Genomic DNA, 25,981 nt, shown 5'->3' on the forward strand with positions numbered 1-25,981 from the left:
GCATGACCAGCAACGACGCTTCCGCCAAGCCCGCGCTCGGCGTGTACTCCGAGGTCGGACGGCTCCGCAAGGTCCTTGTCTGCTCCCCGGGGCTCGCCCACCGCCGGCTGACCCCGACCAACTCGGACGACCTGCTGTTCGACGACGTGATGTGGGTGGAGAACGCGCAGCGCGACCACGCCGACTTCGTCAACAAGCTGACCCAGCGGGGCGTCGAGGTCGTGGAGCTCCACAATCTGCTCACCGAGACGATGGCGATCCCCGAGGCGCGGGCCTGGCTCCTCGACCGGAAGATCACCGCCAATGAGGTCGGTCTGGGCCTGATCGACGACACCCGCGCCTTCCTGGACTCCGTGGCGGCCCGCGATCTGGCCGAGTACCTGATCGGCGGCCTGTCGACGGCCGACCTGCCCGACGCGTTCCGTTCCGGCTACGTGTCCCTGGCCCGTGAGGCCACGGGAGTACGCGAGTACCTGATGCCGCCGCTGCCGAACACGCTCTACACCCGCGACACCACCTGCTGGCTGTACGGCGGTGTGACGCTCAACCCGCTGTACTGGCCGGCGCGGCACGGCGAGACCCTGCTCATGAAGGCGATCTACACCTTCCACCCCGACTACAGGGACGCCACCGTCTGGTGGGGCGACCCCGAGCGGGACTGGGGCCAGGCCACCTTCGAGGGCGGCGACATCATGCCCGTCGGCAACGGCGTGGTCCTCATGGGCATGAGCGAGCGCACCTCGCGGCAGGCCATCACCCAGGTCGCCGCCTCGCTGTTCGAGAGGGGAGCGGCCGACCAGGTCATCGTCGCGGGCATGCCGAAGCTGCGCGCCGCGATGCACCTGGACACCGTCTTCACCTTCGCCGACCGGGACATCGTCACGCTCTACCCGAAGATCATGGACTCGGTCCACGCCTTCACGCTGCGGCCCGGCGCCAAGGCCCCGGGCGTGGACATCACCGACGAGGGCGGCACCCCGTTCGTCGACGTGGTCGCCAAGGGCCTCGGTCTGCCGAAGCTCCGGGTCATCGAGACCGGCGGCGACGTGTACGCCTCCGAGCGGCAGCAGTGGGACAGCGGCAACAACGCCGTCGCCCTCGAACCCGGGGTCGTCTTCACGTACGACCGCAACACCCAGACCAACACGCTGCTGCGCAAGGCGGGCGTCGAGGTCATCACCATCGTGGGCGCCGAGCTCGGCCGGGGGCGCGGCGGCGGCCACTGCATGACGTGCCCGCTGATCCGGGACGCGGTCGAGTTCTGACCGCGCGCGAACGGACCGGCCCCCCGCCCCGCGGCGTCGGGGAGGGGGGCCGGTCCGGGCGCGCTCCGGGCGGGTCAGCCGGTCGCGTCGGGGCCCGCCAGCTGCTCGGCGAGCTCCCGCTCGCTCTCCTCCGACAGGGAGGTCTTGAGCACGGTTCCGCCGAACTGCTCCACGGCCGCGGCGAACTTGTCCTCGGCGACCCTCGACGCCATCACCACGACGGCGGACGAACCGGGTGTCAGCAGCGACTGGACCTTGTCGCGGAACTTGTTGTCGACGCCCATCTGGTTCAGCTTGCCGATGAGTCCGCCGACGGCGGCGCCCACCACGCCGATCCCCGGCGTGAGGATGATCATGCCGAAGACCATGCCCCAGAGGGCGCCGGCGGTGGCCGAGAGGGCGGCCTCCCCCTTCCTCCTCGCCGGGGTGTCCACATGGGTCTTGCCGTCCGCGTCCACCGAGACGACGGCGAGCCCGGTCAGTTCGATCGCGTGGCTGTCCCCCAGCTTCTGCACCTCGGCGAAGACCCTGTTCGCGACGGCGCGATCGTCGTAGCCGAGGACGATGAGTTCGGACATACGGCTCTCCTCCTGTGTCAGTCCTGGCGTCAGTACCGCTGTGCCTTGGTGAGCCGCGGGGTCAGCACCGGCTCGGGGGGCTGCCGGCTGATGACCAGCGGCTGTTGCCGCTCGCCCGGCTGGAGGTCCTCCACGCCGACGAACTGCGTCTCGACGACCTTGCCCGAGGGGTCGAGGAAGTCGACCTGCACGGCGTAGGAGGCCTCCTCGTTCGTCTTGTTGGTGATGTTCAGGACGACCGTCAGCACGCCGCCGGTGTCCGCACGGGGCTTGCCGGTCATCGCGACCTCGTTCAGCGCGTTGCCCGGGGCCTTCACGTCCTCCAGCTCGTCCTCGGCCTCCTGGCGCGAGCGCTCGATCGCCGCGCCGATGGACGCCTTGCGCTCGGCCTCCCGCGCGGAGGCGGAGGCCGCCGCGGACGAGGCGGACGCACGGGCGGACTCGACCGCGGCGGCACCCGACGAGGCGACGGAAGAGGGCAGTTCGCCCGTGAAGCCGGCCGTGTCGGGGGCCGAGGGGCGTTCGCTGAAGGCGGGGCTGCCGGTGTCGTCGTTCCCGGTGTCGCAGGACACGAGGCCGGCCGCGCCGAGGGCCGTGACGACGACGGCCGCGGCCGCGCTCGCCGCCCGTGCGCGGACCGCCCGCCTGGCGCGCGCCGATGTGGGGTTCACAGGATGCGTCCTCTTCTCGTGAGCGTTCTCGTACGTCGGTGGCTTGGTGCGGTGTGCGGTCGCGTCGTCAGTAGCGGAGGACGGCGGCGATGCGATCCATGTCGAGCAGGGTGTCGTCGCGGACGAACTGGACCTCGGCGCCGGTGTCGAGGGCCCGCTCGACGATCTCGTCGACCATGTCGTCCCGTGACGCGGGCTCGGAGGGCTCGGCGGGCTCCAGATGGCCCCCCTCGTCGCGTACGACGGTCCGGTAGTGGTCCTCGACGGCGAGCAGCCGGATGCGGCCCTCCTTCACGGCCTGCCACACCTCGTCGATGCCGCCGGCGAACTCGCGGCGTCCCCTGGCCGCGTCGAGCTCGGCCAGGACGGTGGTCGCCGCGGCGTTCTCGCGGGCGACGCGGGCGGGTTCGACGGCCTCCTGGACAGCGGTGGCCGGTCCCTTCGCGAGCCCTCCGTGGTGGACGGGTGTCGCGCCCGGCTGGAGCGGTCCGGTGTCCTCGAGGAGCGCGAGGGCGGCGGGTTCGCCGATCACGTACAGCGGGCGCGGCGCGGAGGCGAGGACGGCCCGCAGAGCCGTGTGGGCCTCGCGCAGGAACTGGCGGGTGGCCTCGTCCTGGAAGGTGCTGGGCAGGTCGCCGATGCGCTCCTTGCGCTCCGCGTCCGGGTCTTCGAGGCTGCGGGTGAGCGGGAAGCCGTCCCCGGTGTGCTCGGTGACCCGCTCGGGGCTGGCGCTCCAGAGCGAGACGCGGTCGGCGGAGACGGCGAGCGCCCAGGAGGGCTGCTCGGCGGCCCGGGCTGCGACGAGGTTCCTGGTGAGGAAGGTGTCGGCGACGACGACGCGCTCGGGGACCGACCGGGCCACGGTCCACACGTAGTGCTCCCCCGGGGCCACGAAGACGACCAGGCCGTCCTCGGCGTGCGCGAGGTCGGTCTCGGCCACCGCGCGGCTGAGCTGGTCCAGGACGTCGGCGCGCCGTTCGCGGGTCACCGCCGGGTCGTCCTGGATGGCCTTCTCCGCCGCGGCCACGAGGTTGCGGAGCCGTACGGGGTCCTGGGTGTTGTCCGGCTCGCGACGGTGGGTGGGCATCACGAGGGACACGGCGGGGTACGGGCGGGGCTGTCGCAGCTTCGCGAGTACGTCGCTGCTGAGCGCGGGGTCCATGGGGAAGCCTTCCTGACGATTCCGGCGGTCCTGCGGTGGGGCGGCCGGCTACTGGGGGCCGGCGAGCTGCTCGGCCAGCTCCTTCTCGTCCTCGTCGCTGAGCGAGGTCTTGAGGACGGTGCCGCCGTGGGGCCGCATGGCCACGGTGAACTTGTCGTCGGTGACCTTCGAGGCCATGATCACGACCGCGGCCGAACCGGGCTTGAGGAGGTCCTCCACCTGCTGGCGGAACCGGTCGTCGACGCCGGACTTGCTGATCTTCCCGACGAGGCCGCCGAGGGCGGCTCCGGTCAGGAGTCCCACGCCGGGAAGCAGGAAGAGAAGGCCGAAGATGGCACCCCACACGGCACCGGAGGTGGCGGAGACACCGACGACGCGGCTGTCGGTGTCGACGTGGGTGCTGCCGTCCGCGTCGACGGAGACGACGGCGAGCCCGTTGAGGTGCACGACGTAGTCGCGCTGCAGCTCGTGGACCGTGCCGTACGCCTGCTCGGCCACGTGGGGGTCGTCGTATCCGATGACGATGAGCTCAGCCATTCCCGCCTCCTGGGAGAAGGGGCCATGAAGTGTCATCGTGTCCCGATATGTCCACCCTCGCGACTCGGTGTTCCCCTCAACGGGCGTACGGGTTCCACGCGGGCGCGCAGCCGCGCGACCCGACGGTCGGCGGCTCCTCGGACCGTCCGGGCTACCGGCGGTTCAGCGCGGCCAGCTCCACGTCGACCGCTTCCCGCAGCAGCGTGCGCGCGGTCGATCGCGATGCCGCCGCTCAGCCGGCGCATGCTCAGGCCCTCCAGGAGTGCGGTGAGCCGTTCCGCGGAGGCGGCGAGTGCGGCCGCCGACGCCATCGGCCGCACCATGCCCCGCGTGCGCTCGGCCGCCTTCCGGAACCCCGCCCCCGGGGGCGCCGCCCCTCGGCAGTCTCCCCGACCACCTGGCGTTCTTCCGGGCCGAGACGCTCATCGCGTTCCGCGTGATCGTGGCGGTCGTGGGGGCCGTCCGGGCGGAGCACCACCTCCGCCGCGCGGCGCGCCCGGTCACCGACCCGAAGCCGGGCGTGCGCGCGCGCCCGCCGTCCCGTGACGCGGCCGGACGGCGCTGCACTCTGCCCCACACGGGCGGGTCTCGGGCGGTCCGCGGAGTGTTCGCCCCGGGGTCGACCGTCCGCCCGGACATAGTGCGGGGCATGACGCACACCCCCCTCTCCCCGCGCACGCGTGCGCGGTCCCGCAGGGCCCTGCTCTGCGCCGCCCTCCTCGCCCTCGCCGTCCAGACCACGGTCGTGGCACCCGCGCTCGCCGAGGGTCCCGGCGGCCGCGGCGGGTCCGACTGCGTGCGGACCGAGGGCCGCCTCGACGCGAAGGCCCGCACGGTCCTGGACATCACCCGCAAGGCCAAGAAGGACCTCCGCCTGAACGCCGTGCAGGTACGGGTCACGGTCGACGGGCGCGAGGTCCTCACCGACGCGCTCGGCGAGTCCATGACCGGCGTCCCGGCCGAGCCGGGCATGCACTTCCGCGCCGGGTCCGTGGCCTTCGCCCATATCTCGACGGCCCTCCTCAGGCTGGTCGAGGAGCGGCGGGTCCGGCTCGACGACACCGTGGAGCGCTGGCTTCCCGACCTGCCCAAGGCGAACCGGATCACCCTGCGCATGCTGGCGTCCAACACCACGGGCCTCCACGACTACGTCACCGACCCCGAGTTCCTGACGGAGCTGGAGGCCCACCCCTTCCGGGCGTGGACCCCCGAGCAGCTGGTCGCGTATCCGCTCCGCCACTCCTTCTGGTACGAGCCGGGCACGAGCTGGAGCTACTCCCACGCCAACTACGTCTACCTGATCGAGGCACTGGAGAAGATCACCGGCGTACGGATCGACCGCCTGGTGAGGGAGAAGGTCACGGGTCCGCTGGAGCTGCGGAACACGCAGAACAACTTCACGCCCGACATCCCGCGCCCCGTCCTGCACGCCTTCACCTCGGACCGCGGCCTCTACGAGGAGTCCACGTTCTGGAACCCGTCGTGGACCACCGGGCCCGGCGCCGTGATCACCACAGACATCTGCGATCTGGCGCGCTCGGCGCAGGCCATCGGCAGCGGAGAGCTGCTCTCGCCCCGCTCGTACCGCACCCTGATCAACCCGGGCACCGTCGGTCTCGGCGGCGGGACCGCGACCTGTCCCGCGACGATCTGCCTCAAGCAGACCGAGGCGGCCCACTTCGGTCTCGGTGTCATCGTGGTCAACGGCTGGATCCTGCAGAACCCGTCGTTCTCGGGGTACGCCGCCATCCAGGCGTACCTCCCGTCCAAGCGCCTCGCCATCGCGGTCTCGGCGACCAAGACGGCGACCACGCCCGAGGGCAACCAGGCCGAGGTGGTGGCCGAGCGGATCGCGGCCGCGCTCGCCCCGGGGGACCCGCTCGCGATCGGCTGAGCCCCGGACCGCGTGACCCGGGCCGAGGCTCCGCCGCCACCGTCGGAGCCTCACCGCCGCGCACCACGCGCGCGTACCCCCGGTTCTCACAGCACGCCCGACGCCGCTGTGTGACCGGTGTTACGGACCAAGATCCGCCGGAGTGACACAGGTGTAACGGTCGTTCCGTACGGTCGGGGCTCGAACGGTTCCACAGAGAGGCGCCCCGGTGACGCGACAGGACACGCCGACCCCCCGGGCCGGAACGGCCGGAACGGCCGGTACGCCCGACCGGGTGCGGACCGTCTGCTCGTACTGCGGCGTGGGGTGCGGCATGGTCCTCGACGTCGGTGCCGGGCCCGACGGGCGCCGTACCGTCCTGAAGGCGACGGGCGACAGGGACCACCCTGCGAACCGGGGGCGCCTGTGCACCAAGGGCGCCACCACCGCCGATCTGCTGGCCGCCCCCGGACGCCTGGCCTCGGCACTCGTACGGGAGGAGCGCGGGGCCGATCCCGTCCCGGCCGACACCGACCGGACCCTCGCCGAGACCGGCCGCCGGCTGCGCGCGATCGTGGACGGGCACGGGCCGGACGCCTTCGCGCTCTACGTCTCCGGGCAGATGAGCCTGGAGGCCCAGTACCTCGCCAACAAGCTCGCCAAGGGTTTCATCCGCACCAACCAGATCGAGTCCAACTCGCGGCTCTGCATGGCGAGCGCCGGCACCGGCTACAAGCTGTCCCTCGGCGCCGACGGCCCGCCCGGCTCGTACGACGACCTCGACCGGGCCGATGTCTTCCTCGTCATCGGCTCCAACATGGCCGACTGCCACCCCGTCCTCTTCCTCCGCATGATGGAGCGGGTCAAGGCCGGGGCGAAGCTGATCGTCGTCGACCCCCGCCGCACCGCCACCGCCGACAAGGCCGACCTCTTCCTGCGGATCAGGCCCGGCACCGACCTCGCGCTGCTCAACGGACTTCTGCACCTGCTGCACGAGAACGGCCACACCGACCCCGCCTTCGTGGCCGCGCACACCGAGGGCTGGGAGGCGATGCCGCCGTTCCTCGCCGACTACCCGCCCGCCGCCGTCGCCCGGCTCACCGGGATACCCGAGGCCGACCTCCGTACCGCCGCCGAGTGGATCGGCACGGCGGGCGAATGGACCAGCTGCTGGACCATGGGCCTCAACCAGTCCACCCACGGCACCTGGAACACCAACGCCCTGGTCAACCTGCACCTGGCGACCGGAGCGATCTGCCGCCCCGGATCGGGCCCCTTCTCCCTGACCGGGCAGCCCAACGCGATGGGCGGCCGCGAGATGGGCTACATGGGCCCCGGCCTCCCCGGCCAGCGCTCGGTCCTGGTCGCCCAGGACCGGGCCTTCACCGAGGACCTCTGGGGCCTCCCGCCCGGCACGATCCGCGAGGACGGATCCGGGCAGGGCACCGTCGACCTCTTCCGGCGCATGGCGGACGGCGGGATCAAGGCCTGCTGGATCATCTGCACCAACCCGGTCGCCTCCGTCGGCAACCGCGCCACCGTCGTCGAGGGCCTGCGGGCCGCCGAACTCGTCATCACCCAGGACGCGTTCGCCGACACCGAGACCAACGCGTACGCGGACGTCGTCCTGCCCGCCGCCCTGTGGGCCGAGACCGAGGGCGTACTGATCAACAGTGAGCGCAGCCTCACCCTCACCCGGCCGGCCGTCGACCCGCCTGGGGAGGCGCTCGCCGACTGGCGGATCATCGCCCGTGTCGCGTGCGCGATGGGGTACGAGAAGGCGTTCTCGTACGACAGCGCCGAGGAGGTCTTCGAGGAGATCAAGCGCGCCGGGAACCCCCGGACCGGCTACGACCTGAGCGGGGTGTCGTACGAGCGCCTGCGCGCCACCCCCGTCCAGTGGCCCGCCGCGCGCGGAGGTCCGGCGCGGAACCCGATCCGGTACGTGGCGGGGGACGGCGACGGGCGGAGGGCGGGCCCCGTCTTCCCGACGGCCGGCGGCCGGGCCGTCTTCCATGCCCGGCCGCACATCGACCCCGCCGAGATGCCCGACGACGCCTACCCGTTCGTTCTCAACACCGGGCGTCTGCAGCACCAGTGGCACACCCTCACCAAGACCGGAAAGGTCCCCAGGCTCAACAGGCTCGACCCGGCGCCGTTCGTCGAACTGCACCCCGAGGACGCCACGCGGCTCGGCGTCGTGGCGGGCGACCCCGTGGAGATCGCCTCGCGGCGGGGGAAGGCCGTGCTGCCCGCCGAGGTCACCGACCGGGTGGCGCCGGGGAGTTGCTTCGCGCCGTTCCACTGGAACGACCTGTTCGGCGAGGACCTGTGCGTCAACGCCGTCACCAACGACGCCGTCGATCCGCTCTCCTTCCAGCCCGAACTTAAGGTCTGCGCGGTCGCCCTGACGAAGGCGGCGGTCCCGGCGCGGACGGTCGCTGCGGCCCCGACGCCGGCCGCGCAGGCCCCCGTGGCCCCCGTGGCCCCCGTAGCCCCCGTAGTCTCCGTGGTCCCGCAGCTGGTCATCCCGGGCGGCGGCCCGCCGCCCGGTCCCGCGGCCGCCCTCGGTCTCGAACCCACCCCGCCGCCCGTCCTCTCCGCCGAGGAGCGGCAGTATCTCGTCGGCTTCCTCGCGGGACTGGAGTCGGGCGCTCCCGGAGTGCCCGTCCTGCCGCCCGGCGCGCCTTTCCGGGAGGATCACGCGCAGTGGGTGAACGGGGTGCTGGCCGGCCTGTACTCCCGCGCGCCGGAGACCGCCCCGGTCGGCGGCGCGGGGACGGCGGGCCGCGAGGTCGTCGTGCTGTGGGCCTCACAGACCGGCAACGCCGAGGACTTCGCGGCCGCCACCGCCGAGCGGCTCCTGTCCGCGGGACATCGGGCCGCGCTCGCGGGCATGGACCAGACCGACCTCACGGCGCTGCCGCCGGCCGCCGACCTGCTGCTGATCACGAGCACGTTCGGGGACGGGGACGCGCCGGACAACGGCTCCGGTTTCTGGGACGCGCTGGCCTCGGCCGACACCCCCCGCCTCGACGGTCGCCGCTATGCCGTACTCGCCCTCGGGGACTCCTCGTACGGCGACTTCTGCGGGCACGGGCGACGCCTGGACCAGCGCCTGGACGAACTCGGGGGCGTCCGCCTGGCACCCCGTGCCGACTGCGAACCGGACTACGAGACCTCCGCCCTCGCCTGGCTCGACCAGGTCATGGCCGGGCTGTCCGACGAGCCGGAGGCACGGCCCACGGCCCGCGCCCCGGGCCGCCCGGCCGTCTCCGTGTCCTCTCCCGCCTCCTCTCCCGCCTCCTCCCCCACACCCGCCCCGGCCCGTCGCTCCGGCCCGGTCACCGCCCCCGCACGGCTCGTCGGCAACCGGCTGCTCAGCCTGCCGGGCGCGGGCAAGGAGGTCCGGCGGTTCACCTTCGACACCCGGGAGAACGAGGTGCCGCTCGGGTACGAGAGCGGCGACGCGCTCGGCGTCCATCCCGTCAACTGCCCGGAACTCGTGGCCGAATGGCTGGCCGTCACCGGTCTCGACGCGGACTCCCCCGTGGACCTGCCCGGCCGCGGCCCGGTGCCCTTCGGCGAGGCCCTCCGCCGCCACCTCGACATCACCCGGGTCACGCCCGCGCTCCTGGGCTTCGTCACCGAGCGGACCGGCGACCGCGACCTCAAGCGGCTCCTGCGGCCCGACAACAAGGACGGGCTCGCGCAGTGGACGTGGGGCCGGCAGGCCGTGGACGTGCTCGCGGCGCACCCCGTGCGCGCCTCGGCGCAGGAGTGGGCCACGCTCCTGGGCCGCCTCCAGCCGCGCCTGTACTCGATCTCCTCCAGTCCGCTCACCGACCCCCATCAGGTCTCCCTGACCGTCTCCGTGGTCCGCTACGAGAACCGTCGCGGTCGCCCCCGGAAGGGTGTCTGCTCGCCGTTCCTCGCCGATGCCGAACCCGGCGCCCGAGTCCGCGTACACGTCCGGCGCGCGCCGCACTTCCGGCCGCCCGCCGACCCCTCGACCCCGATGGTGATGGTGGGGCCGGGTACGGGTGTGGCGCCGTTCCTCGGGTTCCTCGACGAGCGCCGGGCGCTCGGCCACCGGGCCCCGAACTGGCTCTTCTTCGGCGAGCAGCACCGCGCCACGGACTTCCACTACGAGGAGGAGCTCACCGCCCTCCTCGACGACGGCACCCTCGACCGCCTCGACACGGCCTTCTCGCGCGACCAGCGCGCCAAGGTCTACGTCCAGGACCGGATGCGGGAACACGGGCCGCAGCTGTGGTCGTGGCTGCAGTCCGGCGCGCACTTCTACGTCTGCGGTGACGGGGCCCGGATGGCGAAGGACGTCGACCGCGCCCTGCGCGACGTCGCCATGACGCACGGCGGGCTCGACGAGGAGTCGGCGGGGGTGTACGTCAAGCAGCTGGCCGCCGACAAGCGGTACGTACGAGACGTGTACTGAGGCCCGTACCGAGACGCGTACCGAGACGCGAACCGAGGCCCGTACCGAGGCGCCGACCGCCGCCCACGGCCGGGGAGACGAACGGGCTCACCCGCCGTCGGCAGCCCGGCACTCCGCCGCCGTCCGCGCCCCCCGGTCGTCAGCCACGCGACGACCTCGTTCGCCTTCTCGGCCCGGGCGACGTCGAGCGGGGTGCGGTCGTCCCAGCCGATCCGGTCGATGTCCGCGCCGGATTCCCGGAGTCGTACGGCGACGGCGAGCCGGCCGCCCTGGCAGGCGCCCCAGAACGCCTGGTCGATCTCCTCCGGCGAGGGCCCGGGGTCGGCGCTGAGGCGGACCTCGACCTGGTCGAGGAGACCGAGGGTCGCGGCGTCCTGGAAGGTGGGCCGGGCGCCGAGTTCGAGCAGCCGACAGGCCGCGCGCCACTGCCCGAAGGCGCGGGCGTCGGTCAGCGGCGTTCCGCCGGCGATGACCGCTCCGTCGGCCTCGATGTCGGCTCCGGCGGCGACGAGCGCGTCGATCATCGGGACGTCGTCGTTGCTCGCCGCCCAGTGCAGGGGTGTCTCCCGGTGGGCTCCGGTGAAGCGGGCGTCCGGGTCGGCGCCGGCTCCGACCAGGACGGCGACGGTCTCCGGGCCGCGCGGCCTGTGGCCGGGCCAGTCGGTGGCGAGGTGCAGCAGGCTGCGGCCGCCGGGCCCGCGGCCCTCCCGGTCCTCGACGACCCGGGCGCCGGCCAGGCCGGGATGCTCGGCGAGCAGCCCGCGCAGGGCGTCGAGGTCGCCCGTGACGATGGCCTCGGTGACGGCGACGGCCACCGGGTCCAGGGAGCGGATCGTACGCGGATTCGGCATGCCGCCAGGGTGCCGCACCGGGGACGCGGGCGCACGGACCGGGCCCGAAGAGGGGGCGCGCGGGCGGGCCCTGACCTGCACGGCTTCGTCGGGGGACGACGCGTACCGGCCCGACCTGCGATCCCGCGTCCGGGGTGGTACGGGAGCCCGGTCGGAGCCGGTTCACCCGCTTGCCGGTCCTCAGCTTGACGCTAATGTCGATATATAGGCCACATGTGCCTCCTGCGTCCCGCAGTCTTCAATGGCGGGAAGGCGGAGTACGGAAGGAGCCTCCCATGACCCGTACATTGCGGGGCGCGATAGCCCTGGCCGGAGCCACCGCCCTCTGCCTGGGCGCCGTGGCGACCAGCGGGGCCGTCCAGCCGGGCGAGGAGTCGGCGCGCCAGGACGTGAAGATCGGCCTGCTGCTGCCGGAGAGCAAGACCACGCGGTACGAGAAGTTCGACCGGCCGTACATCGAGGCCAAGATCAAGGAACTGGCGCCCGACGCGCAGATCGACTACTACAACGCCGCCGAGAGCGCCACCACCCAGCAGCAACAGGTGAACACCGCGCTCGCGAAGGGCGACAAGGTCCTGATCCTGGACGCCGTGGACGCCAAGTCGATCCAGTCCTCCGTGCAGAAGGCCCATGACGCGGGCGTGAAGGTCGTCGCGTACGACCGGCTCGCACAGGGCCCGGTCGACTCGTACGTCTCGTACGACAACCGCAAGGTGGGTGAGCTGCAGGGCCAGGCGCTCCTCGACGCGCTGGGCGACAAGGCCGGGAGCGGCCAGATCGTGATGCACAACGGGTCGCCGACCGACCCGAACGCGGCGGAGTTCAAGGCCGGCGCGCACTCGGTCCTGGACGGCAAGGTGAAGATCGGCAAGGAGTACGACACACCGAACTGGGACCCGAACAACGCCAACCAGCAGATGTCCGGTGCGATCAGCGCCCTGGGCAAGGACAACATCGTCGGCGTCTACTCGGCCAACGACGGGCTGGCGGCCGGTATCGCCACCGCCCTGAAGGCGGCGGGCATCAACGTGCCGCTGACCGGCCAGGACGCCCAGCTCGACGCGATCCAGCGGATCCTGCTCGGCACCCAGACGATCACCGTCATGAAGCCGTACAAGCCGGAGGCGGACATCGCGGCCACGATGGCGGTCGACTTCGCCGAGGGCAAGGCCCTGCCGTCCGATCTGGTACCCACCACCGTCACCAGCGGCAGTGGCCAGAAGGTCCCTGCCAACCTGCTCACGCCGGTCGTGGTCGACAAGACCAACATCAAGGACACCGTCGTGAAGGACGGCCTGTACACGGTCCAGGAGATCTGCACCCCGACGTACGCCGCTGCCTGCAAGGAGGCCGGTCTCCAGTAGCGGCACGGCGTTTCCGTCCCGGGCGCCTCCGCCCGGGACGTCCCGCCCGGGCGACCGCCGTCCCGGCGTGGCCCGGACCCGCGCGAGCGGGCGAGCGGAGGAGGCGGTTCCTTTGCCGGATCCCGTGCTCTCACTGCGGGGGGTCTCCAAGCGGTTCGGCGCGGTCCAGGCGCTGAAGGACTTCGACCTGGACGTCCACCCCGGTGAGGTGGTCGCGCTGGTCGGCGACAACGGCGCCGGCAAGTCGACCGCCGTCAAGTCGATCGCCGGGGTGAACCCGCCCGACGAGGGTGTCATCACCTGGGAGGGGAAGCCGGTCGCCATCAGCCGGCCGCACGACGCCCAGAACCTCGGAATCGCGACCGTCTACCAGGACCTGGCGCTCTGCGACAACCTCGACGTGGTCGCCAACCTGTTCCTCGGCAGGGAGCTGCGGCGCTTCGGCGTGCTCGACGAGGTCCGCATGGACCAGCGTGCGCGCGAGCTGCTCGACACCCTGTCCATCCGCATCCCGAGCGTCCGCATCCCCGTCGCCTCCCTCTCCGGCGGACAGCGCCAGACGGTGGCGATCGCCCGCTCGCTGATCGGCGCGCCGAAGGTCGTCATCCTGGACGAGCCCACCGCCGCCCTGGGCGTGGAGCAGACGGCCGAGGTCCTCGACCTGGTCGAGCGGCTCCGCGAGCAGGGCCTCGGCACCATCCTGATCAGCCACAACATGGTGGACGTGATGGCGGTCGCCGACCGGATCGCGGTGATGCGCCTCGGCCGGAACAACGGCTTCTTCGAGAAGCGCTCGACGACCACGGAAGAGATCATCTCCGCGATCACGGGGGCCAGCGACAGCGCGGTCACCCGCCGCCAGGCCCGTAAGCGGGAGCAGGAGGAGGAGCGATGAGGCGCGACCGAGGCCGCGATCCCTCCGGTGCCGACGCCGGCCAGGAACCGGCACCCGGTGCCGTGCCCGCCGTCGACACCCGTCTCCTCGTCCGCGAGGAGGGCGTCAAGGGCTATCTGGACGAGTTCCGGCGCAAGATGCGCAGCGGCGAACTGGGTTCGCTGCCCGTCGTGCTCGCCGTCATCATCATCTGGACGGTCTTCGGCAGCCTGAACAGCACGTTCCTCTCGGCCCAGAACCTGTCCGACCTCAGCCAGCAGATCGTCGGCACGGGCATGATCGCGGTCGGGATCGTCTTCGTCCTGCTGCTCGGCGAGATCGACCTCTCCGTGGGCTCGGTCAGCGGCCTGTGCGCCGCGATCTTCGCCGTGCTCAACGTCCTGAACGGCATGAACGAGTGGCTCGCGCTGCTCGTCGCCATCGCCGGCGGCGCCGCCGTCGGGCTCATCCAGGGGTTCTTCTTCGCGAAAGTCGGCGTACCGGCGTTCGTGGTGACCCTGGCGGGCAACCTCGCCTGGAACGGACTCATGCTCCAGGTGCTGGGCAGCAGCGGCACGGTGAACATCCCGAGCGAGAGCATCGTGTCCAAGCTGTACTCGACGATCTACCACAGCCCGGCGGCCGCGTATGTGGCGGCGGCCGTCGGGGTCGGGCTGTTCCTGACGGCCTCGCTGCTTGACGCCGGGCGCCGCAGGAAGGCCCGGGTGCCGTTCCGTCCGATCGCCGAGATCGTCCTGCGGACCGTCGTGATCGCGGCCCTGGCCTTCGCCACGGCGTACATCCTGAACCAGTACCAGGGGCTGCCGCTGGCCCTGCTGATCTTCCTGATCGTGCTGGTGCTGCTGGACTTCGTGCTCCGGCGCACGACGTACGGCCGCCGGATCTTCGCGGTGGGCGGCAACATCGAGGGCGCGCGCAGGGCGGGCATCAGCGTGCCGTTCGTCCGGATGTCCGTGTTCTCGATCGCCGGGACCATGGCGGCGATCGGCGGCATCTTCCTCGCCGGGCAGATCCAGTCCGCGAGCCAGACCTCCGGCGGCGGCAACCTCCTGATGAACGTGATCGCGGCGGCCGTCATCGGCGGTACGAGCCTGTTCGGCGGCCGCGGCACCGTCTGGTCGGCGCTGCTCGGCGCGCTGGTGATCGGCTCCATCCAGTCCGGCATGAACATCATGGGCGTGAGCAACGCCGTCCAGTTCATGATCACGGGCTCGGTCCTGCTGGCCGCCGTGGTCGTGGACTCCCTGTCCCGCCGCACCCAGAAGGCGGCGGGCAGGGCGTGACCGGCCGGGTGGTTCAGGGCCCGTCGGTGTCCTGGGTGCCGGGGCCGATCCTCAGCTCGAAGTCGCCGTCGTACTGCTCGTGGCCGGCGATCACGGCGAGTTCGACGACCTCCATGCCCACCTCGCCGCGGACGATCAGCGGGTCCTTGCGGAGGTCCCGCATCAGAGCCACGCACATGCCGATCATCACCAGGACGAACGGTGCCGCCACCAGGATCGTGAGGTTCTGCAGGCCCGCGAGGGCGTCGCCCTGACCGTCGCCGATGAGGAGCATGATGGCGGCGACCGCGCCGGTCACGACTCCCCAGAACACCACCACGGGGCGAGTGGGTTCGAAGGCGCCGCGCTGGGAGAGCGTGCCCATGACGATCGAGGCGGCGTCCGCGCCCGACACGAAGAAGATCCCGACGAGGATCATCACGAGCAGGCTCATGGTGCCGGTGAGGGGGAACTCCTGGAGCACACCGAAGAGTTGCCCCTCCGGCGTCGACTCGCCGGCCAGATCGCCCTGTTCCCTGAGCTTCATCGCCGTACCGCCGAAGATGGCGAACCACACCAGGCTGACGGTGCTGGGCACCAGGATGACGCCGCCGACGAACTGGCGGATGGTGCGGCCCCGGCTGATCCGGGCGATGAACATGCCGACGAAGGGCGTCCAGGAGATCCACCAGGCCCAGTAGAAGACGGTCCAACTGCCCAGCCAGTCATGGATCTCCGCACCGCTGGTCGCCTCCGTACGGCCGGCGAGCTGCGGCAGGTCGTCGATGTAGGCGGCGATGGAGGTGGGCAGCAGGTCGAGCACGATGATGGTGGGGCCCGCGATGAACACGAACAGGGCGAGGACCCCGGCGAGCACCATGTTGATGTTGGAGAGCCACTGGATGCCCTTCTCCACACCGGACACGGCGGAGAAGACGAAGGCGACGGTCAGTACGGCGATGATGGCGACGAGGAGCCCGGTGCCGGTCTTCTCCATCCAGCCCAGTTCCTCGAAGCCGCTCCCGATCTGGAGCGCGCCCAGACCGAGCGAGGCCGCGGAGCCGAACAGCGTGGCGAAGATGGCCAGGATGTCGATGACCCGCCCGGGCCCGCCGTACGCCGCCTTCTCACCGATCAGCGGGACGAACACGGCGCTGATGGTCTGCCGGCGCCGCCGCCGGAACGTGGAGTACGCGATGGCGAGGCCGACGACCGCGTAGATCGCCCACGGGTGAAGCGTCCAGTGGAAGAGCGTGGTGGCCATGGCGGTCTGCATGCGCTCGGCCGAGTCCGCGGGGTCGGTGCCGGGCGGCGGGGTGCCGTAGTGGGCGAGCGGCTCGCTCACCCCGTAGAACATCAGGCCGATCCCCATACCGGCGCTGAACATCATGGCGATCCATGACACCGTCCGGAACTCCGGCCCCTCGCTCTCCTGGCCGAGTGTGATCCGGCCGTAGCGGCTGATGGCCAGCCAGAGCGCGAAGACGACGAAGCCGGACGCGGCCAGCATGAACGCCCAGCCGCCGTTGCGGATGAGCCCGTCGAGGAGGTCGCTCGACGCGCTCTCCAGGCTGTCCGTGGCCGTGGCGCCCCAGACGACGAACGCCACGGTGAGGACGGCGGTGACACCGAACACGATCCGGTCGGTACGGGCGCGATGGTGGTGTTCGGGGCGGCCCGGAAGGTCGGCCGTCACCGGCAGCCCGGCCCGTTCGCCCCGTTCACCCCGCTCGCCCCGCTCGGCGCCTGTGGGGCGACCGTCCGGCTCCTGATCTTCCTGCGACACAGATGACACCTTTCACCGGCAAAGCGGTATTTCAACACAAACCTGACGATGTCTCTGTAAGGCAGTACCACAGCCGGAGCCGAACAGTGCGGACCAACAGACCCCGACGGCTTGACGGGTGGCCGTCGGCGGGCCGACGTATCCTCGCCCCGGGCACCCCGAACGGGGGACGGACAGCACGGCGGAGCAGGGAAGAGGGCGGGGCGCGTGACGGACGGACGACGGACCGACTCGACGGCCACGGGCGACGGGCCGGCGAGCGCGAGCCCCGGACCGGATACGGGAACGGGCTCGGCGGCCACCCCCAGAACCGCCTCCACCGCCGCACCGGCCCCGGCCCCGCTGAGCACGCGCGCGCGTGAGGCGGTCCTTCAGCGGATCGTGGACCGGCGGTACGCCCAGGGCGCCCGCCTCGTCGAGCGCGAGGTCGCGGAGGAACTCGGCATGTCGCGCGTGCCGGTGCGCGAGGCGCTGCGCGCCCTGGTCACCGAGGGGCTCCTGGAACTGCTCCCGCACAGCGGCGTACGCGTCCGGCGCCTGGAACGCGCCGACGTGGAGCATCTGTACGAGGTCTGGGAGCCGCTCACGGTCCAGGCCTCCCGGCTCGCGGCCCGGGCCCGCGCGGCGGGCGACACCGAGGGACTCGCCACCCTCGAAGCGGCCCTGCGCCAGGCCGAGTCGGCGGCCGCCGCGGACGAGGCGACCCGCGAGGTGGCCGCCCACACGGCGTTCCACGAGAGCATGGTGGCCATGTCGGGCAACCCTCTCCTCGCCCGCACGATGGAGCAGCTGAGCTGGCAGCTGCGGCTCGTGTTCGGCCTGCGCGAGGAGCCCGCGCACATGCGGGCCCAGCACGCCGAGATGTACCGGCACATCGCCGCGGGGGACGCGGAGGCCGCCGCGGCGAGCACGCTGCTGCACGTGCGGGACAGCAGGGCTGTGGCACTGCGGTCCCTCTTCGGCGAGGCCTGAGGGTGAGGCGGCCGAACGTCGCCCACCATTCGTATACCAGGATGCGCGATCGCACATCCTTCCCTGCATCGAGGTAGCCATCCACTAGGGCATATCCGTCCCGGAACGGGTGTTTCCGATTCCCTGGATCATCACCCTTGTCTGCCACCTTGAGCTTGGTATACAAAACGGGGAAGCCGTCGGCCCACTCCCCCAAGGAGCACCCGTGTGCGTCGAAGCCATCCCGCCGCCCTCCAGCAAGCTGACCCGCCGCGGCGTCCTCGCCGGAGCGGCCGCCCTCGCCGGCACCATGGCCGCGGCGGGACAGGCGACCGCCGCCGGAGACCACCGAGCCGCCGCCGGCCGCCGCGCCCCCGCCGCGCACGGGGGACACCTGGTGATCCAGGGCGGCACCCTCCTGGACCCGGCCACCGGTGAGGTCACCGAGAACGCCGTCGTCGTCATCGAGCACGGCACCGTCCGGGCCGCCGGCCGCCGGGGCGCCGTCACCGTGCCGCAGGATGTCCAGGTGCTCGACGCGCACGGCCGCTGGATCCTGCCGGGCCTGGTCGACGCCCACATCCACCTCAGCACCGCTGCCGAGGCGCGCGACGCCGTCCGCAAGGGCGCGACGAGCGCGCGCAGCGGATCGACCGCCTTCTACCAGGACATAGCCGTCCGCGAACTCGCCCGGCACAGTCCCGCGCTCGCGCCACGGCTGACGGCCGCCGGTGTGTTCGTCACGCCGAACCTCGGCGACACCGTGCTCGCCGACCCCGACCTGACCCCGCTCGCCCGCCTCAAGGACGGAGTGCGCTCGGCGGAGGCGCTGCGGCGGATGGTGGAGGTGAACCTCGCCCGTGGCGCGGACGTGATCAAGACCCGGGTCAACGAACGCGCCGGGCTCCCGGAGCAGGACCCGCTGGCTCAGGTGTACTCGCGCGAACAGCTGGCCGAGATCGTTGCGGCGGCCCGGCGGCGCGGCAAGGGCGTCCTCTGCCACAGCTACAGCGAGCAGGGCTGCCACGACGCGGTCATGGCGGGCATCCGCTCCCTGGAGCACGGCGCCTTCGTCGGCGAGCGCACGCTGAGCGAAATGCGGCGCCGGGGCACGTACTTCACGCCCACCCTCACCGCGATCGCCGGCCTGGCGGAGTCCTCGGACCCGATCCTCGCCGAGCGCGGACGCACGTACCTCCCGGTCCTGCAGCGCGCGGTCCTCGCCGCGCACGAACGCGGGGTCCCGCTGGCCGCGGGCACCGACTCGTCGGGCGGGGTGGTGGACCCGATCGGCGGTGAGGTCGAACTGATGCACGCCGCGGGCCTGTCACCCCTCGACGCGATCCGCACGGCGACGACGGGCGCCGCCCGTCTCCTCGGCCTCACCCGCACGGCGGGCCGCCTCACCCGCGGCCACACGGGCGACGCACTGCTGCTGTCGGGCGACCCGCTGTCGGACCTGACGGTGCTGAAGCGTCCGGTGGGGGTGGTACGGGCGGGGGTCGTCGCGGCCTGACACGGCCCGAGACGCCCCCTCCCCCTCGACCGGCTTCGCCGCTCACCGGACACGTCGGACCCGCCGGGCAGGCCGGATACGCCGCACCTGCCGGACACGTCGGATCCGCCGGGCAGGCCGGATACGCCGCACCTGCCGGACACGTCGGACCCGCCGGGCAGGCCGGACCCGCCGGACGCGTCGGACCCGCCGGACCTGCCGGACGCGTCGGACCCGTCGGACGCGTCGGACCTGCGACGCGGTCCGTGCCGCCTGCCTTCCCCTCACCACGGCGAACTCGCCGCCCCGTCCCCACTAGGAGCCCCCGTGCAGTCACCCTCGTCCCCTCGCTCGTCCTCTCCGGCCTCCCCCGGCGTGCCGTCCCGTCGCACGATGCTGGCGGGAGCCGCGGCGCTGGCCGGTGCCACGGCCACCGCCGCCACGGCCGTGCCCGCTTCGGCAGCGGCTCCGGTCGCCGCCGAGGCGGTGGCTTCCGGCGCCTCGGGGCGCAGGGCCAGGACGGTCGTCTTCCGCAACGTCCGCCCGTTCGGCGCGGCGAAGGCCAGGGACCTCGTTGTCGTCGACGGCCGAGTCTCGGACCGCCCGGCGCCGCACGGCGCGAAGGTCGTCGACGGAGGCGGCAGGATCGCGCTGCCGTCGCTCGTGGACGCGCACATCCACCCGGACAAGACCACCTGGGGCGGCTCGTGGGTGTCGCGGCGGCCGGCGAGCGCGATCGCCGACTACGTGGCGCAGGACGTGGAACTGTTCCGCGGCCAGCGGCGCCCGGTGGCCGAGCGGGCGTACGGGTTGATGTCGCACGCCGTGTCCCGGGGCACCCGCGGCATGCGTGCCCACGCGGACGTGGCTCCGGCGTACGGCCTGGCGGGGGTGGAGGGCGTGGCGGCGGCGCGCGAGCGGTTGCGTCACGCCCTCGACGTCCAGATCGTGGCATTCCCCCAGCACGGGGTGATCCGGACGCCGGGGACGGCCGCGCTCCTCGAGAAGGCGGCGCGCGAGGGTCTCATCGACATGATCGGCGGCATCGACCCGATCGGGTTCGACAACGCCCTCGACGATCAGCTGGACGTCGTGTTCGGCATCGCGGACCGCCACGGCGTGGGCGTGGACATCCACCTGCACGATCGCGGGGAGAAGGGCATGAAGGCGATACGCGGCATCGTGGAGCGCACGCGGGCGCTGTCCCTCGCAGGGAAGGTGACGGTCAGTCACGTGTTCTGCCTTCCGGGCCTGACGGACCGTGAACTCGGTGCGATCGCGACCGACTTGGGCGACCAGGACATCGCCCTGACCACGGTCGCGCCGTCCGACTCGCTGGTCCTGCCGATCGCGCGCCTGCGGGAGCACGGGGTGCGGGTGGGGCTCGGGTCGGACGGTGTGCGTGACTCGTGGAGCCCGTTCGGGAACGCCGACATGATGCACCGGGCGCACATCCTCGGCTGGGTGACGGATGTACGCCTGGACGACGAGCTGAGGGACTGCTACGACGTCGCGGCGCACGGCGGCGCGGACGTGATGGGCCTGGCGCACGCGGACTTCACAGCCGGCGCCCCGGCCGACTTCGTGCTCGTCCGTGGCGAGTGCCTGCCGCAGGTGGTCGTGGACATGCCTCGTCGCGACATGGTGGTGCACGGCGGCGTCGTGGTGGCCAGGGACGGCGAGTTCCTGGCCTGAGGAAGGGCCGAGGGCCGGCCGGGCACCCGCGTGGTGCCCGGCCGGCCTGACCGGCCTCGGCCTACAGGTAGGGCCGCGTGATCAGCTCGAACGCGTGACCGCCCGGGTCCTTGAAGTAGACCCCGCGGCCACCGTGCTCGTCGTTCGTCTCACCGGGCCGCTTCATCTGGGGGTCGGCCCAGTGCTCGACGCCCTGGTCGCAGAGTCGCTGGTACGCCCGCTCGAACAGCTCGTCGTCGACGAGGAAGGCGTAGTGCTGCATCTGGATGTCCACCGGGGGCTCGGCGAACTGGATGAGCACGCCGTCGGCGAGCTGGACGTTGATGAAGGGGCCCCAGGACGGCGCTTCGGGGAGTTCCAGCAACTCCCTGAAGAACCGCGCCGACTCGTGGCGGTCCTTGGCGGCGATGATGGTGTGGTTGAACGTGACTGCCATGTGGATGACCTCGCTGTTGATTCGACACGAAGGGGACTCGTCGCAGTGCCTGAGCACTGGGGGGTCCGCGTGCCGAACCGTGGGGGTGCTGTCGACGCACCCACGGAGCGATCAGTCGTCCACCGGATGGCCCGTCTGTGCATGGCGTCGAATCGCCGGTCCGGTGTTCACGTCGAAGGACGCTACTTGATCATTCCCGGCCTGACAAGCGGAAGTTCACCCCGGCACACCCGGGCCGGAGGCGTTCCGCCACGCCGCGGCGTGGCCCGCCTCGCCGTATCGCCGCCGTGAGGGGGCCCGACACGTTCGACGCTCTCGTCACCAGGACCGACTTCAGCGACGACGAACGGTGGAGTGCCGTGGTCGGGGAGCTGCGCCGCCCATGGGGCCCGTCCGGCGAACACCCCTCGACGGTACAGGTGGTCCACGCGCCCGCCTGGTCGGGAGCGACCACCGACGAGGCCCTCGCCGCGGTGGACGAGGACGCGTATCTGTGCGTCGTCTTCCTCTCCGAGCGCCACACGAGGGAGTCACCGGCGCGGGGACTCCTGACCATGCCGACGATCTGGGAGGACGAGGGCGACCTCGATCCCGTCTCCTACCGAGAGCTCACCGATTCACCGGAGCCCCGGGAGTTCCGAGTCGCGCCCGCCGCCGTGCACGGCATCCACGTGAACCTGATGCTCGGCACCATGGGCTTCGCCGAGTTCGCCGCAGCCGTCTCGGCAGAACCCGATCAGGTCCTGCGGCCCTTCTGAGCGGCACGGCGGGCAGCCGTCACCTGCTCAGACGCGGCCGTCCGCCGAACATCGTGCGCGGAGCCTTGCCACGCTCCTGGGGGCGCCCTATCGTCCAGCCGAAAGAAAGCGCTTTCTTTCCCTCTGTGGGCAGCCCTGCATCGGCCTGCCCCTCCGCGGCTTCCTCCGCACCGAACGACGTTCCGCACAGCACCGCACCGCACAGCACCGCTTTCAGGAACCAACCCCCAGCGTTCGAAGACGAGAAGGACGGCGAGCATGAGACGACCAGTCGCACTTCGGCTCCACGCGGCACTGGCCACCCTGGCCCTCGCGGCAGCTACCGGAGTGGTGTTGTCGATGCCTCAGGCATCGGCGGCAACCGGCGGCGCCACCGGTTACGCGACCCAGAACGGCGGGACCACCGGCGGCGCCGGCGGGCAGACCGTGCGGGCCACCACGGGGACCGCGATCCACGCGGCCCTCTGCGCACGGGCCCTCAGCAGCACCCCGATCACGATCGAGGTCGAGGGGACGATCAACCACGCCAACACCACCAAGGTGTCCGGCAGCAGTTGCAACACCGCCGCCGGTGTGATCGAGCTCAAGCAGATCAGCAACGTCACCCTCGTCGGGGTCGGTTCCGGCGCCGTCTTCGACCAACTCGGCATCCACATACGTGAGTCCAGCAACATCATCATCCAGAACGTGACCGTGCGGAACGTCAAGAAGTCGGGCTCGCCCCTCTCCAACGGCGGCGACGCCATCGGCATGGAGAGCGACGTCCGCAACGTCTGGGTCGACCACACCACCCTGGAGGCCTCGGGCGGCGAGTCCGAGGGCTACGACGGGCTCTTCGACATGAAGGACAACACCCAGTACGTGACGCTGTCCTACAGCATCCTGCGCAACTCCGGGCGCGGCGGCCTCGTCGGCTCCAGCGAGACCGAGCTCTCGAACAGCTTCATCACGTACCACCACAACCTCTACGAGAACATCGACTCTCGCGCCCCCCTGCTGCGCGGCGGCACCGCCCACATGTACAACAACCACTACCTGCGGATCAACGAGTCCGGCATCAACTCCCGCGCCGGCGCCCGCGCCAAGGTGGACAACAACTACTTCGAGGACTCCAAGGACGTCCTGGGCACCTTCTACACCGACGCGGCCGGGTACTGGCAGGTCGGCGGCAACGTCTTCGACAACGTGACCTGGTCCGCGCGCAGCGCCGAGAACAACCCGGCGGGACCGGACCCGCAGTCCAACACCACGGTCGCCGTCCCGTACGCCCACACCCTCGACGCCGCCGCCTGCGTACCGGACGTCGTCGCCCGAACAGCCGGTGCCGGCAAGGGACTTCTCGTATCGGACGGCAGCTGCTCCCCGCAGACTCCGAGCCCCACGCCCACTCCGGCGCCGACCTCCTCCTCGCCCACCCCGGCCCCCACCACCCCCACGCCCGGACCGACCGACCCCAGTGGCAGCAACCTCAGCCTCGGGGCCGGCGCCGACGGCTCCAGCAAGGCCGAGGGCACGAGCTACGGAAACGTCCGCGACGGCGACCTCAGCACCTCCTGGTCGCCGGCCGGCTCCACCGGCTCCGTGTCCGTCAAGTGGGGCTCCGCCACCACCGTGTCCGCGATCGCCGTCCGTGAGGCGGCCGGGTCCGCCGGTGCCATCGGGTCCTGGCGCGTCCTCAACGGTGACACCGGAGCCGTCCTCGCCTCCGGCAGCGGGGCCGGGGCCATCACCGTCCCCCGCACCGCGCTCAGGAAGATCACCTTCGAGATCGTCGGCTCCACCGGCACCCCCCGCGTCGCCGAGTTCGAGACCTACGCCGGGTAGCCGGCGGGCCACCCGGCGGGGCCCGGTCGCCGACCCGTCGTGGGCGGTACCGGCGCCGGTCCGGGTTCGGGGTGAGTGCGGCCCCGGACCCGGACCGGCCGCGCGCCGCACGCGCGCCGCCGCCCGGTCAGTTCACGAACTCCCGGTCCCCGTGACTCAGTCGGGCCTCGTTCCAGTCGGCGCCGAGGGAGACCGTGAACGTTCGCGCCAGATCCAGATCGGCGATCTCGGCGACCAGGACGAGCCGCCCGTCGAGGGTGACCGAGCCGCCGCCGAGCTTCTCCCGCGCCTCGGGATCCGCGACGAGCGCCTCGCTCAGCCGGTGCACGCTGACGCCGGGCACCTCGATCTCGACCGCGTCGGTCTCCGGCGACGTCCTGGGCAGGCACCGGAAGGTGAGCACGGCCTCCTGGCCGTACTCCTTGGCGAGGACGCCCGCGATGTGGCGGAGCCCGTCGCGGCCGACCCTGTTCACGTCGAACTCGCGGGACCGCTCGTACGTCGCCTGCCGCCCGGCCTCGGACCAGAAGACGCCGTCCAGGAGTATCGAGGCCGCCGGGCGGGCGCCATGGGCCCGGACGATCGCACGCACCTCGTGGTCGAAACGGGTCAGCCGGGTCCGGAGCCGGGGGTCGTCCGGGTCCGTGATGACCGTGGTGTTGTCGGTCGCGAAGATCTCCGCCGCCGGACAGTCCTGGCCTGCGGGGCTCGCGTGGGTGGCCGGCGCACCGGTGATGCCGAGCAGGAGGGCGAGGGCGGAGAGGCCGGTGACCGGCAGGCGGAGTCGGCGCCTCGTGCGGTGCGGGACGTGGTTCATGGCGTGACCAACGAGGCCGGCGGGTGATCGTCGCGCCGTCCGGTGCCCCGCGCGTCCGGTGTCCGGTCGGGACCACGGCCGACATGAGTACGCGTGCTCATCCCGCGCCCCCGCCCGCGCTCCTACCGTGTGGTCACGGCACACGACGACGACGCACCGCGGAGCGAGGAACCATGAGCCTCCCTATGCAGGGCTCCCCGGGAACGGCCCGGCGCACCTGGCCCACCGGTTATCTGGTGACGCTCGCGGTGCTGGTCGCCGGGGGCCTGATGATCGACATGTTCGCCTTCTACCTCTCCGTCTTCGCGACGGACAGCTGCGGATCCTCCGACGACCCGGCCCCGGTCTGTACGACGTTCGGCATGCTCTCGATGTGGGCACTGCCCTGGATCGGACTCGGCGTCGCGGCGGCCGTCTCGGCCGGGCTCGGACTGCTGGCCTGGCGACGGGGCCGGACCCCGTGGGTCCATCTGCCGATCGGTGTCGTCCTGTACGTGGCCTCGCTGGTCGGAGCCTGGACGATCATGGTCTCGTGACGCTCGTCCCGCGGAAGGCCTCACGGGGCCAGGTGTGCGAGGCCTCGGACGAGGAGGGTGAGGCCGAACTCGAACTCCTCGTCCACCGCCACGGACGTGAGGGACCGGGCGGCCCGGAGGAGGGCGGGGTAGGACGCCGGGTCGAGTCCGCCGTAGAAGGCCGCGAGTTCGGTGCCGTGGTCGGGGGCGGCCGCGGGGCCGTACTGCTGGGCGGTGAAGCCGATGACGTAGTGCGCGACGGCCGTGAAGGCACGGGCGGCCAGATCGGCCGGCAGACCGTGGTCCAGGAGGGCCGCGAGGACGCGTTCGCGTCGGGCGAGCGCGTGGGGGCCGACGGGCACGTACGCCATGAGCAGCGGCAGGGTGTTCGGGTGGCGGCGCAAGGTGTCGTGGAGCCCGTGGGCCGTCACCGTGAGGGCCTCGCGCCAGTCGGAGGACGCGGCCGGCGCGTCCACGTCCACCTCGCCGAGGACGCGGTCCACGACGTACGCCATGATCTCGTCCTTGCCGTCGAAGTGACGGTAGAGCGTGGCCGTACCGGAGTTCAGGGCCTCGGCGAGCATGCGCAGGGAGAACGCCTGTGTGCCGTGCTCGTCGACGAGCCGCAGCGCCGTGCCGACGATGTGCGCGGTGTCGAGCGACGGGCGGCCGCGCCTCGGCTCGGCGGCAGCGGACGGGGCCGTGGGGTTCGCGCGTGCCGCCCACCAGGCGGGGCTGCCGGGGGGTGGCGGGGTGGCGGCCATGCGCTGGGCCCTCTCTCGCTGAGCCG

20 protein-coding genes and 2 pseudogenes are annotated in these 25,981 nt (G+C 72.1%); 12 read left to right on the forward strand and 10 right to left on the reverse strand.

The features are described from left to right. Positions 1 to 2 precede the first annotated feature (2 nt). Entirely contained in the window at positions 3 to 1,265 is a 1,263-nt protein-coding gene (locus ACIP84_RS03490; protein WP_401793991.1) for an arginine deiminase, read from the forward strand. Between the two features lie 74 nt (positions 1,266 to 1,339). Here ACIP84_RS03490 and ACIP84_RS03495 read toward each other — a convergent pair whose 3' ends face one another. The 5 genes and pseudogenes from ACIP84_RS03495 to ACIP84_RS03515 form a co-directional block, all read right to left on the reverse strand. Then, complete coding sequence (locus ACIP84_RS03495) at positions 1,340 to 1,843, reverse strand: DUF1269 domain-containing protein (RefSeq protein ID WP_355962875.1); 504 nt, start codon at positions 1,841 to 1,843, stop codon at positions 1,340 to 1,342. A gap of 29 nt (positions 1,844 to 1,872) precedes the next feature. After that, positions 1,873 to 2,514: a hypothetical protein gene (locus ACIP84_RS03500; protein ID WP_355962872.1), complete on the reverse strand. Its 642-nt coding sequence runs from the start codon at positions 2,512 to 2,514 to the stop codon at positions 1,873 to 1,875. Between the two features lie 67 nt (positions 2,515 to 2,581). Further along, positions 2,582 to 3,676: a chemotaxis protein gene (locus tag ACIP84_RS03505; protein ID WP_401793994.1), complete on the reverse strand. Its 1,095-nt coding sequence runs from the start codon at positions 3,674 to 3,676 to the stop codon at positions 2,582 to 2,584. 48 nt (positions 3,677 to 3,724) lie between these two features. Continuing rightward, positions 3,725 to 4,213 carry a DUF1269 domain-containing protein gene (locus ACIP84_RS03510; protein ID WP_355962868.1) on the reverse strand — a complete coding sequence of 163 codons (489 nt, stop codon included), beginning with the start codon at positions 4,211 to 4,213 and terminating at the stop codon, positions 3,725 to 3,727. Positions 4,214 to 4,364: 151 nt separating this feature from the next. Beyond that, a pseudogene (locus tag ACIP84_RS03515) lies at positions 4,365 to 4,539 on the reverse strand (TetR family transcriptional regulator); the annotation flags it as partial. 323 nt (positions 4,540 to 4,862) lie between these two features. Between ACIP84_RS03515 and ACIP84_RS03520 the strand changes: the two are divergent. Then, entirely contained in the window at positions 4,863 to 6,107 is a 1,245-nt protein-coding gene (locus ACIP84_RS03520; protein WP_401793997.1) for a serine hydrolase domain-containing protein, read from the forward strand. A 313-nt stretch (positions 6,108 to 6,420) separates the two neighbouring features. Beyond that, positions 6,421 to 10,542 (forward strand): molybdopterin-dependent oxidoreductase, encoded by a 4,122-nt coding sequence (locus ACIP84_RS03525; RefSeq protein ID WP_401795644.1) that lies wholly within the window; start codon positions 6,421 to 6,423, stop codon positions 10,540 to 10,542. Between the two features lie 431 nt (positions 10,543 to 10,973). Here ACIP84_RS03525 and ACIP84_RS03530 read toward each other — a convergent pair. Beyond that, positions 10,974 to 11,393, reverse strand: a pseudogene (locus ACIP84_RS03530) (ankyrin repeat domain-containing protein); the annotation flags it as partial. A gap of 275 nt (positions 11,394 to 11,668) precedes the next feature. Between ACIP84_RS03530 and ACIP84_RS03535 the strand changes: the two are divergent. From ACIP84_RS03535 to ACIP84_RS03545, 3 genes are all read left to right on the forward strand, one after another. Further along, positions 11,669 to 12,757 (forward strand): substrate-binding domain-containing protein, encoded by a 1,089-nt coding sequence (locus ACIP84_RS03535; protein WP_355962862.1) that lies wholly within the window; start codon positions 11,669 to 11,671, stop codon positions 12,755 to 12,757. A gap of 112 nt (positions 12,758 to 12,869) precedes the next feature. Then, the gene (locus tag ACIP84_RS03540) at positions 12,870 to 13,652 is read left to right on the forward strand and encodes an ATP-binding cassette domain-containing protein (protein ID WP_401794000.1); all 783 of its coding nucleotides are present in this window, start codon (positions 12,870 to 12,872) and stop codon (positions 13,650 to 13,652) included. After that, positions 13,649 to 14,935 carry an ABC transporter permease subunit gene (locus ACIP84_RS03545; RefSeq protein WP_355962858.1) on the forward strand — a complete coding sequence of 429 codons (1,287 nt, stop codon included), beginning with the start codon at positions 13,649 to 13,651 and terminating at the stop codon, positions 14,933 to 14,935. The genes ACIP84_RS03540 and ACIP84_RS03545 overlap by 4 nt, the downstream gene beginning before the upstream one ends. 13 nt (positions 14,936 to 14,948) lie before the next feature. Here ACIP84_RS03545 and ACIP84_RS03550 read toward each other — a convergent pair whose 3' ends face one another. Continuing rightward, a complete protein-coding gene (locus tag ACIP84_RS03550; RefSeq protein ID WP_401794003.1) occupies positions 14,949 to 16,700 on the reverse strand; it encodes a BCCT family transporter in 1,752 nt (583 codons plus the stop codon). 342 nt (positions 16,701 to 17,042) lie between these two features. On the opposite strand from ACIP84_RS03550, the gene ACIP84_RS03555 reads away from it, so the two are divergent. The 3 genes from ACIP84_RS03555 (at position 17,043) to ACIP84_RS03565 (ending at position 20,841) form a co-directional block, all read left to right on the forward strand. Further along, complete coding sequence (locus tag ACIP84_RS03555; RefSeq protein ID WP_401795647.1) at positions 17,043 to 17,672, forward strand: GntR family transcriptional regulator; 630 nt, start codon at positions 17,043 to 17,045, stop codon at positions 17,670 to 17,672. A 205-nt stretch (positions 17,673 to 17,877) separates the two neighbouring features. After that, complete coding sequence (locus tag ACIP84_RS03560; protein WP_401794006.1) at positions 17,878 to 19,167, forward strand: amidohydrolase family protein; 1,290 nt, start codon at positions 17,878 to 17,880, stop codon at positions 19,165 to 19,167. A 372-nt stretch (positions 19,168 to 19,539) separates the two neighbouring features. Continuing rightward, positions 19,540 to 20,841, forward strand: a complete 1,302-nt coding sequence (locus ACIP84_RS03565) for an amidohydrolase (RefSeq protein WP_401794009.1) — start codon at positions 19,540 to 19,542, stop codon at positions 20,839 to 20,841. Between the two features lie 61 nt (positions 20,842 to 20,902). On the opposite strand, the gene ACIP84_RS03570 is transcribed toward ACIP84_RS03565, so the two are convergent. Then, positions 20,903 to 21,277: a VOC family protein gene (locus tag ACIP84_RS03570; RefSeq protein ID WP_231070499.1), complete on the reverse strand. Its 375-nt coding sequence runs from the start codon at positions 21,275 to 21,277 to the stop codon at positions 20,903 to 20,905. 287 nt (positions 21,278 to 21,564) lie between these two features. Here ACIP84_RS03570 and ACIP84_RS03575 point away from each other — a divergent pair, with 287 nt between their 5' ends. Together ACIP84_RS03575 and ACIP84_RS03580 are read left to right on the forward strand one after the other, a co-directional pair. Beyond that, a complete protein-coding gene (locus tag ACIP84_RS03575) occupies positions 21,565 to 22,035 on the forward strand; it encodes a DUF6924 domain-containing protein (protein WP_401794012.1) in 471 nt (156 codons plus the stop codon). 258 nt (positions 22,036 to 22,293) lie between these two features. Further along, positions 22,294 to 23,859: a polysaccharide lyase family 1 protein gene (locus tag ACIP84_RS03580; RefSeq protein WP_401794015.1), complete on the forward strand. Its 1,566-nt coding sequence runs from the start codon at positions 22,294 to 22,296 to the stop codon at positions 23,857 to 23,859. A 127-nt stretch (positions 23,860 to 23,986) separates the two neighbouring features. Here ACIP84_RS03580 and ACIP84_RS03585 read toward each other — a convergent pair whose 3' ends face one another. Beyond that, on the reverse strand, positions 23,987 to 24,676 hold the full coding sequence (locus tag ACIP84_RS03585; protein WP_401794018.1) for a hypothetical protein: 690 nt from the start codon (positions 24,674 to 24,676) through the stop codon (positions 23,987 to 23,989). 173 nt (positions 24,677 to 24,849) lie between these two features. Here ACIP84_RS03585 and ACIP84_RS03590 point away from each other — a divergent pair, with 173 nt between their 5' ends. Further along, positions 24,850 to 25,212: a hypothetical protein gene (locus ACIP84_RS03590; protein WP_401794021.1), complete on the forward strand. Its 363-nt coding sequence runs from the start codon at positions 24,850 to 24,852 to the stop codon at positions 25,210 to 25,212. A gap of 20 nt (positions 25,213 to 25,232) precedes the next feature. Here ACIP84_RS03590 and ACIP84_RS03595 read toward each other — a convergent pair whose 3' ends face one another. Further along, complete coding sequence (locus tag ACIP84_RS03595) at positions 25,233 to 25,955, reverse strand: TetR/AcrR family transcriptional regulator (protein WP_355962842.1); 723 nt, start codon at positions 25,953 to 25,955, stop codon at positions 25,233 to 25,235. Positions 25,956 to 25,981: the final 26 nt, after the last annotated feature.

Source organism: Streptomyces sp. NPDC088707 (genome assembly GCF_044752725.1).
Lineage (GTDB): Bacteria > Actinomycetota > Actinomycetes > Streptomycetales > Streptomycetaceae > Streptomyces.

Coding starts and splice junctions, on each gene's coding strand:
- ACIP84_RS03505 (WP_401793994.1), bottom strand. CDS start 3,676: ATGGACCCCGCGCTCAGCAGCGACGTACTCGCGAAGCTGCGACAGCCC.
- ACIP84_RS03595 (WP_355962842.1), bottom strand. CDS start 25,955: ATGGCCGCCACCCCGCCACCCCCCGGCAGCCCCGCCTGGTGGGCGGCA.
- ACIP84_RS03590 (WP_401794021.1), top strand. CDS start 24,850: ATGAGCCTCCCTATGCAGGGCTCCCCGGGAACGGCCCGGCGCACCTGG.
- ACIP84_RS03510 (WP_355962868.1), bottom strand. CDS start 4,213: ATGGCTGAGCTCATCGTCATCGGATACGACGACCCCCACGTGGCCGAG.
- ACIP84_RS03520 (WP_401793997.1), top strand. CDS start 4,863: ATGACGCACACCCCCCTCTCCCCGCGCACGCGTGCGCGGTCCCGCAGG.
- ACIP84_RS03525 (WP_401795644.1), top strand. CDS start 6,421: ATGGTCCTCGACGTCGGTGCCGGGCCCGACGGGCGCCGTACCGTCCTG.
- ACIP84_RS03565 (WP_401794009.1), top strand. CDS start 19,540: ATGCTGGCGGGAGCCGCGGCGCTGGCCGGTGCCACGGCCACCGCCGCC.
- ACIP84_RS03535 (WP_355962862.1), top strand. CDS start 11,669: ATGACCCGTACATTGCGGGGCGCGATAGCCCTGGCCGGAGCCACCGCC.
- ACIP84_RS03495 (WP_355962875.1), bottom strand. CDS start 1,843: ATGTCCGAACTCATCGTCCTCGGCTACGACGATCGCGCCGTCGCGAAC.
- ACIP84_RS03570 (WP_231070499.1), bottom strand. CDS start 21,277: ATGGCAGTCACGTTCAACCACACCATCATCGCCGCCAAGGACCGCCAC.
- ACIP84_RS03490 (WP_401793991.1), top strand. CDS start 3: ATGACCAGCAACGACGCTTCCGCCAAGCCCGCGCTCGGCGTGTACTCC.
- ACIP84_RS03585 (WP_401794018.1), bottom strand. CDS start 24,676: ATGAACCACGTCCCGCACCGCACGAGGCGCCGACTCCGCCTGCCGGTC.
- ACIP84_RS03545 (WP_355962858.1), top strand. CDS start 13,649: ATGAGGCGCGACCGAGGCCGCGATCCCTCCGGTGCCGACGCCGGCCAG.
- ACIP84_RS03580 (WP_401794015.1), top strand. CDS start 22,294: ATGAGACGACCAGTCGCACTTCGGCTCCACGCGGCACTGGCCACCCTG.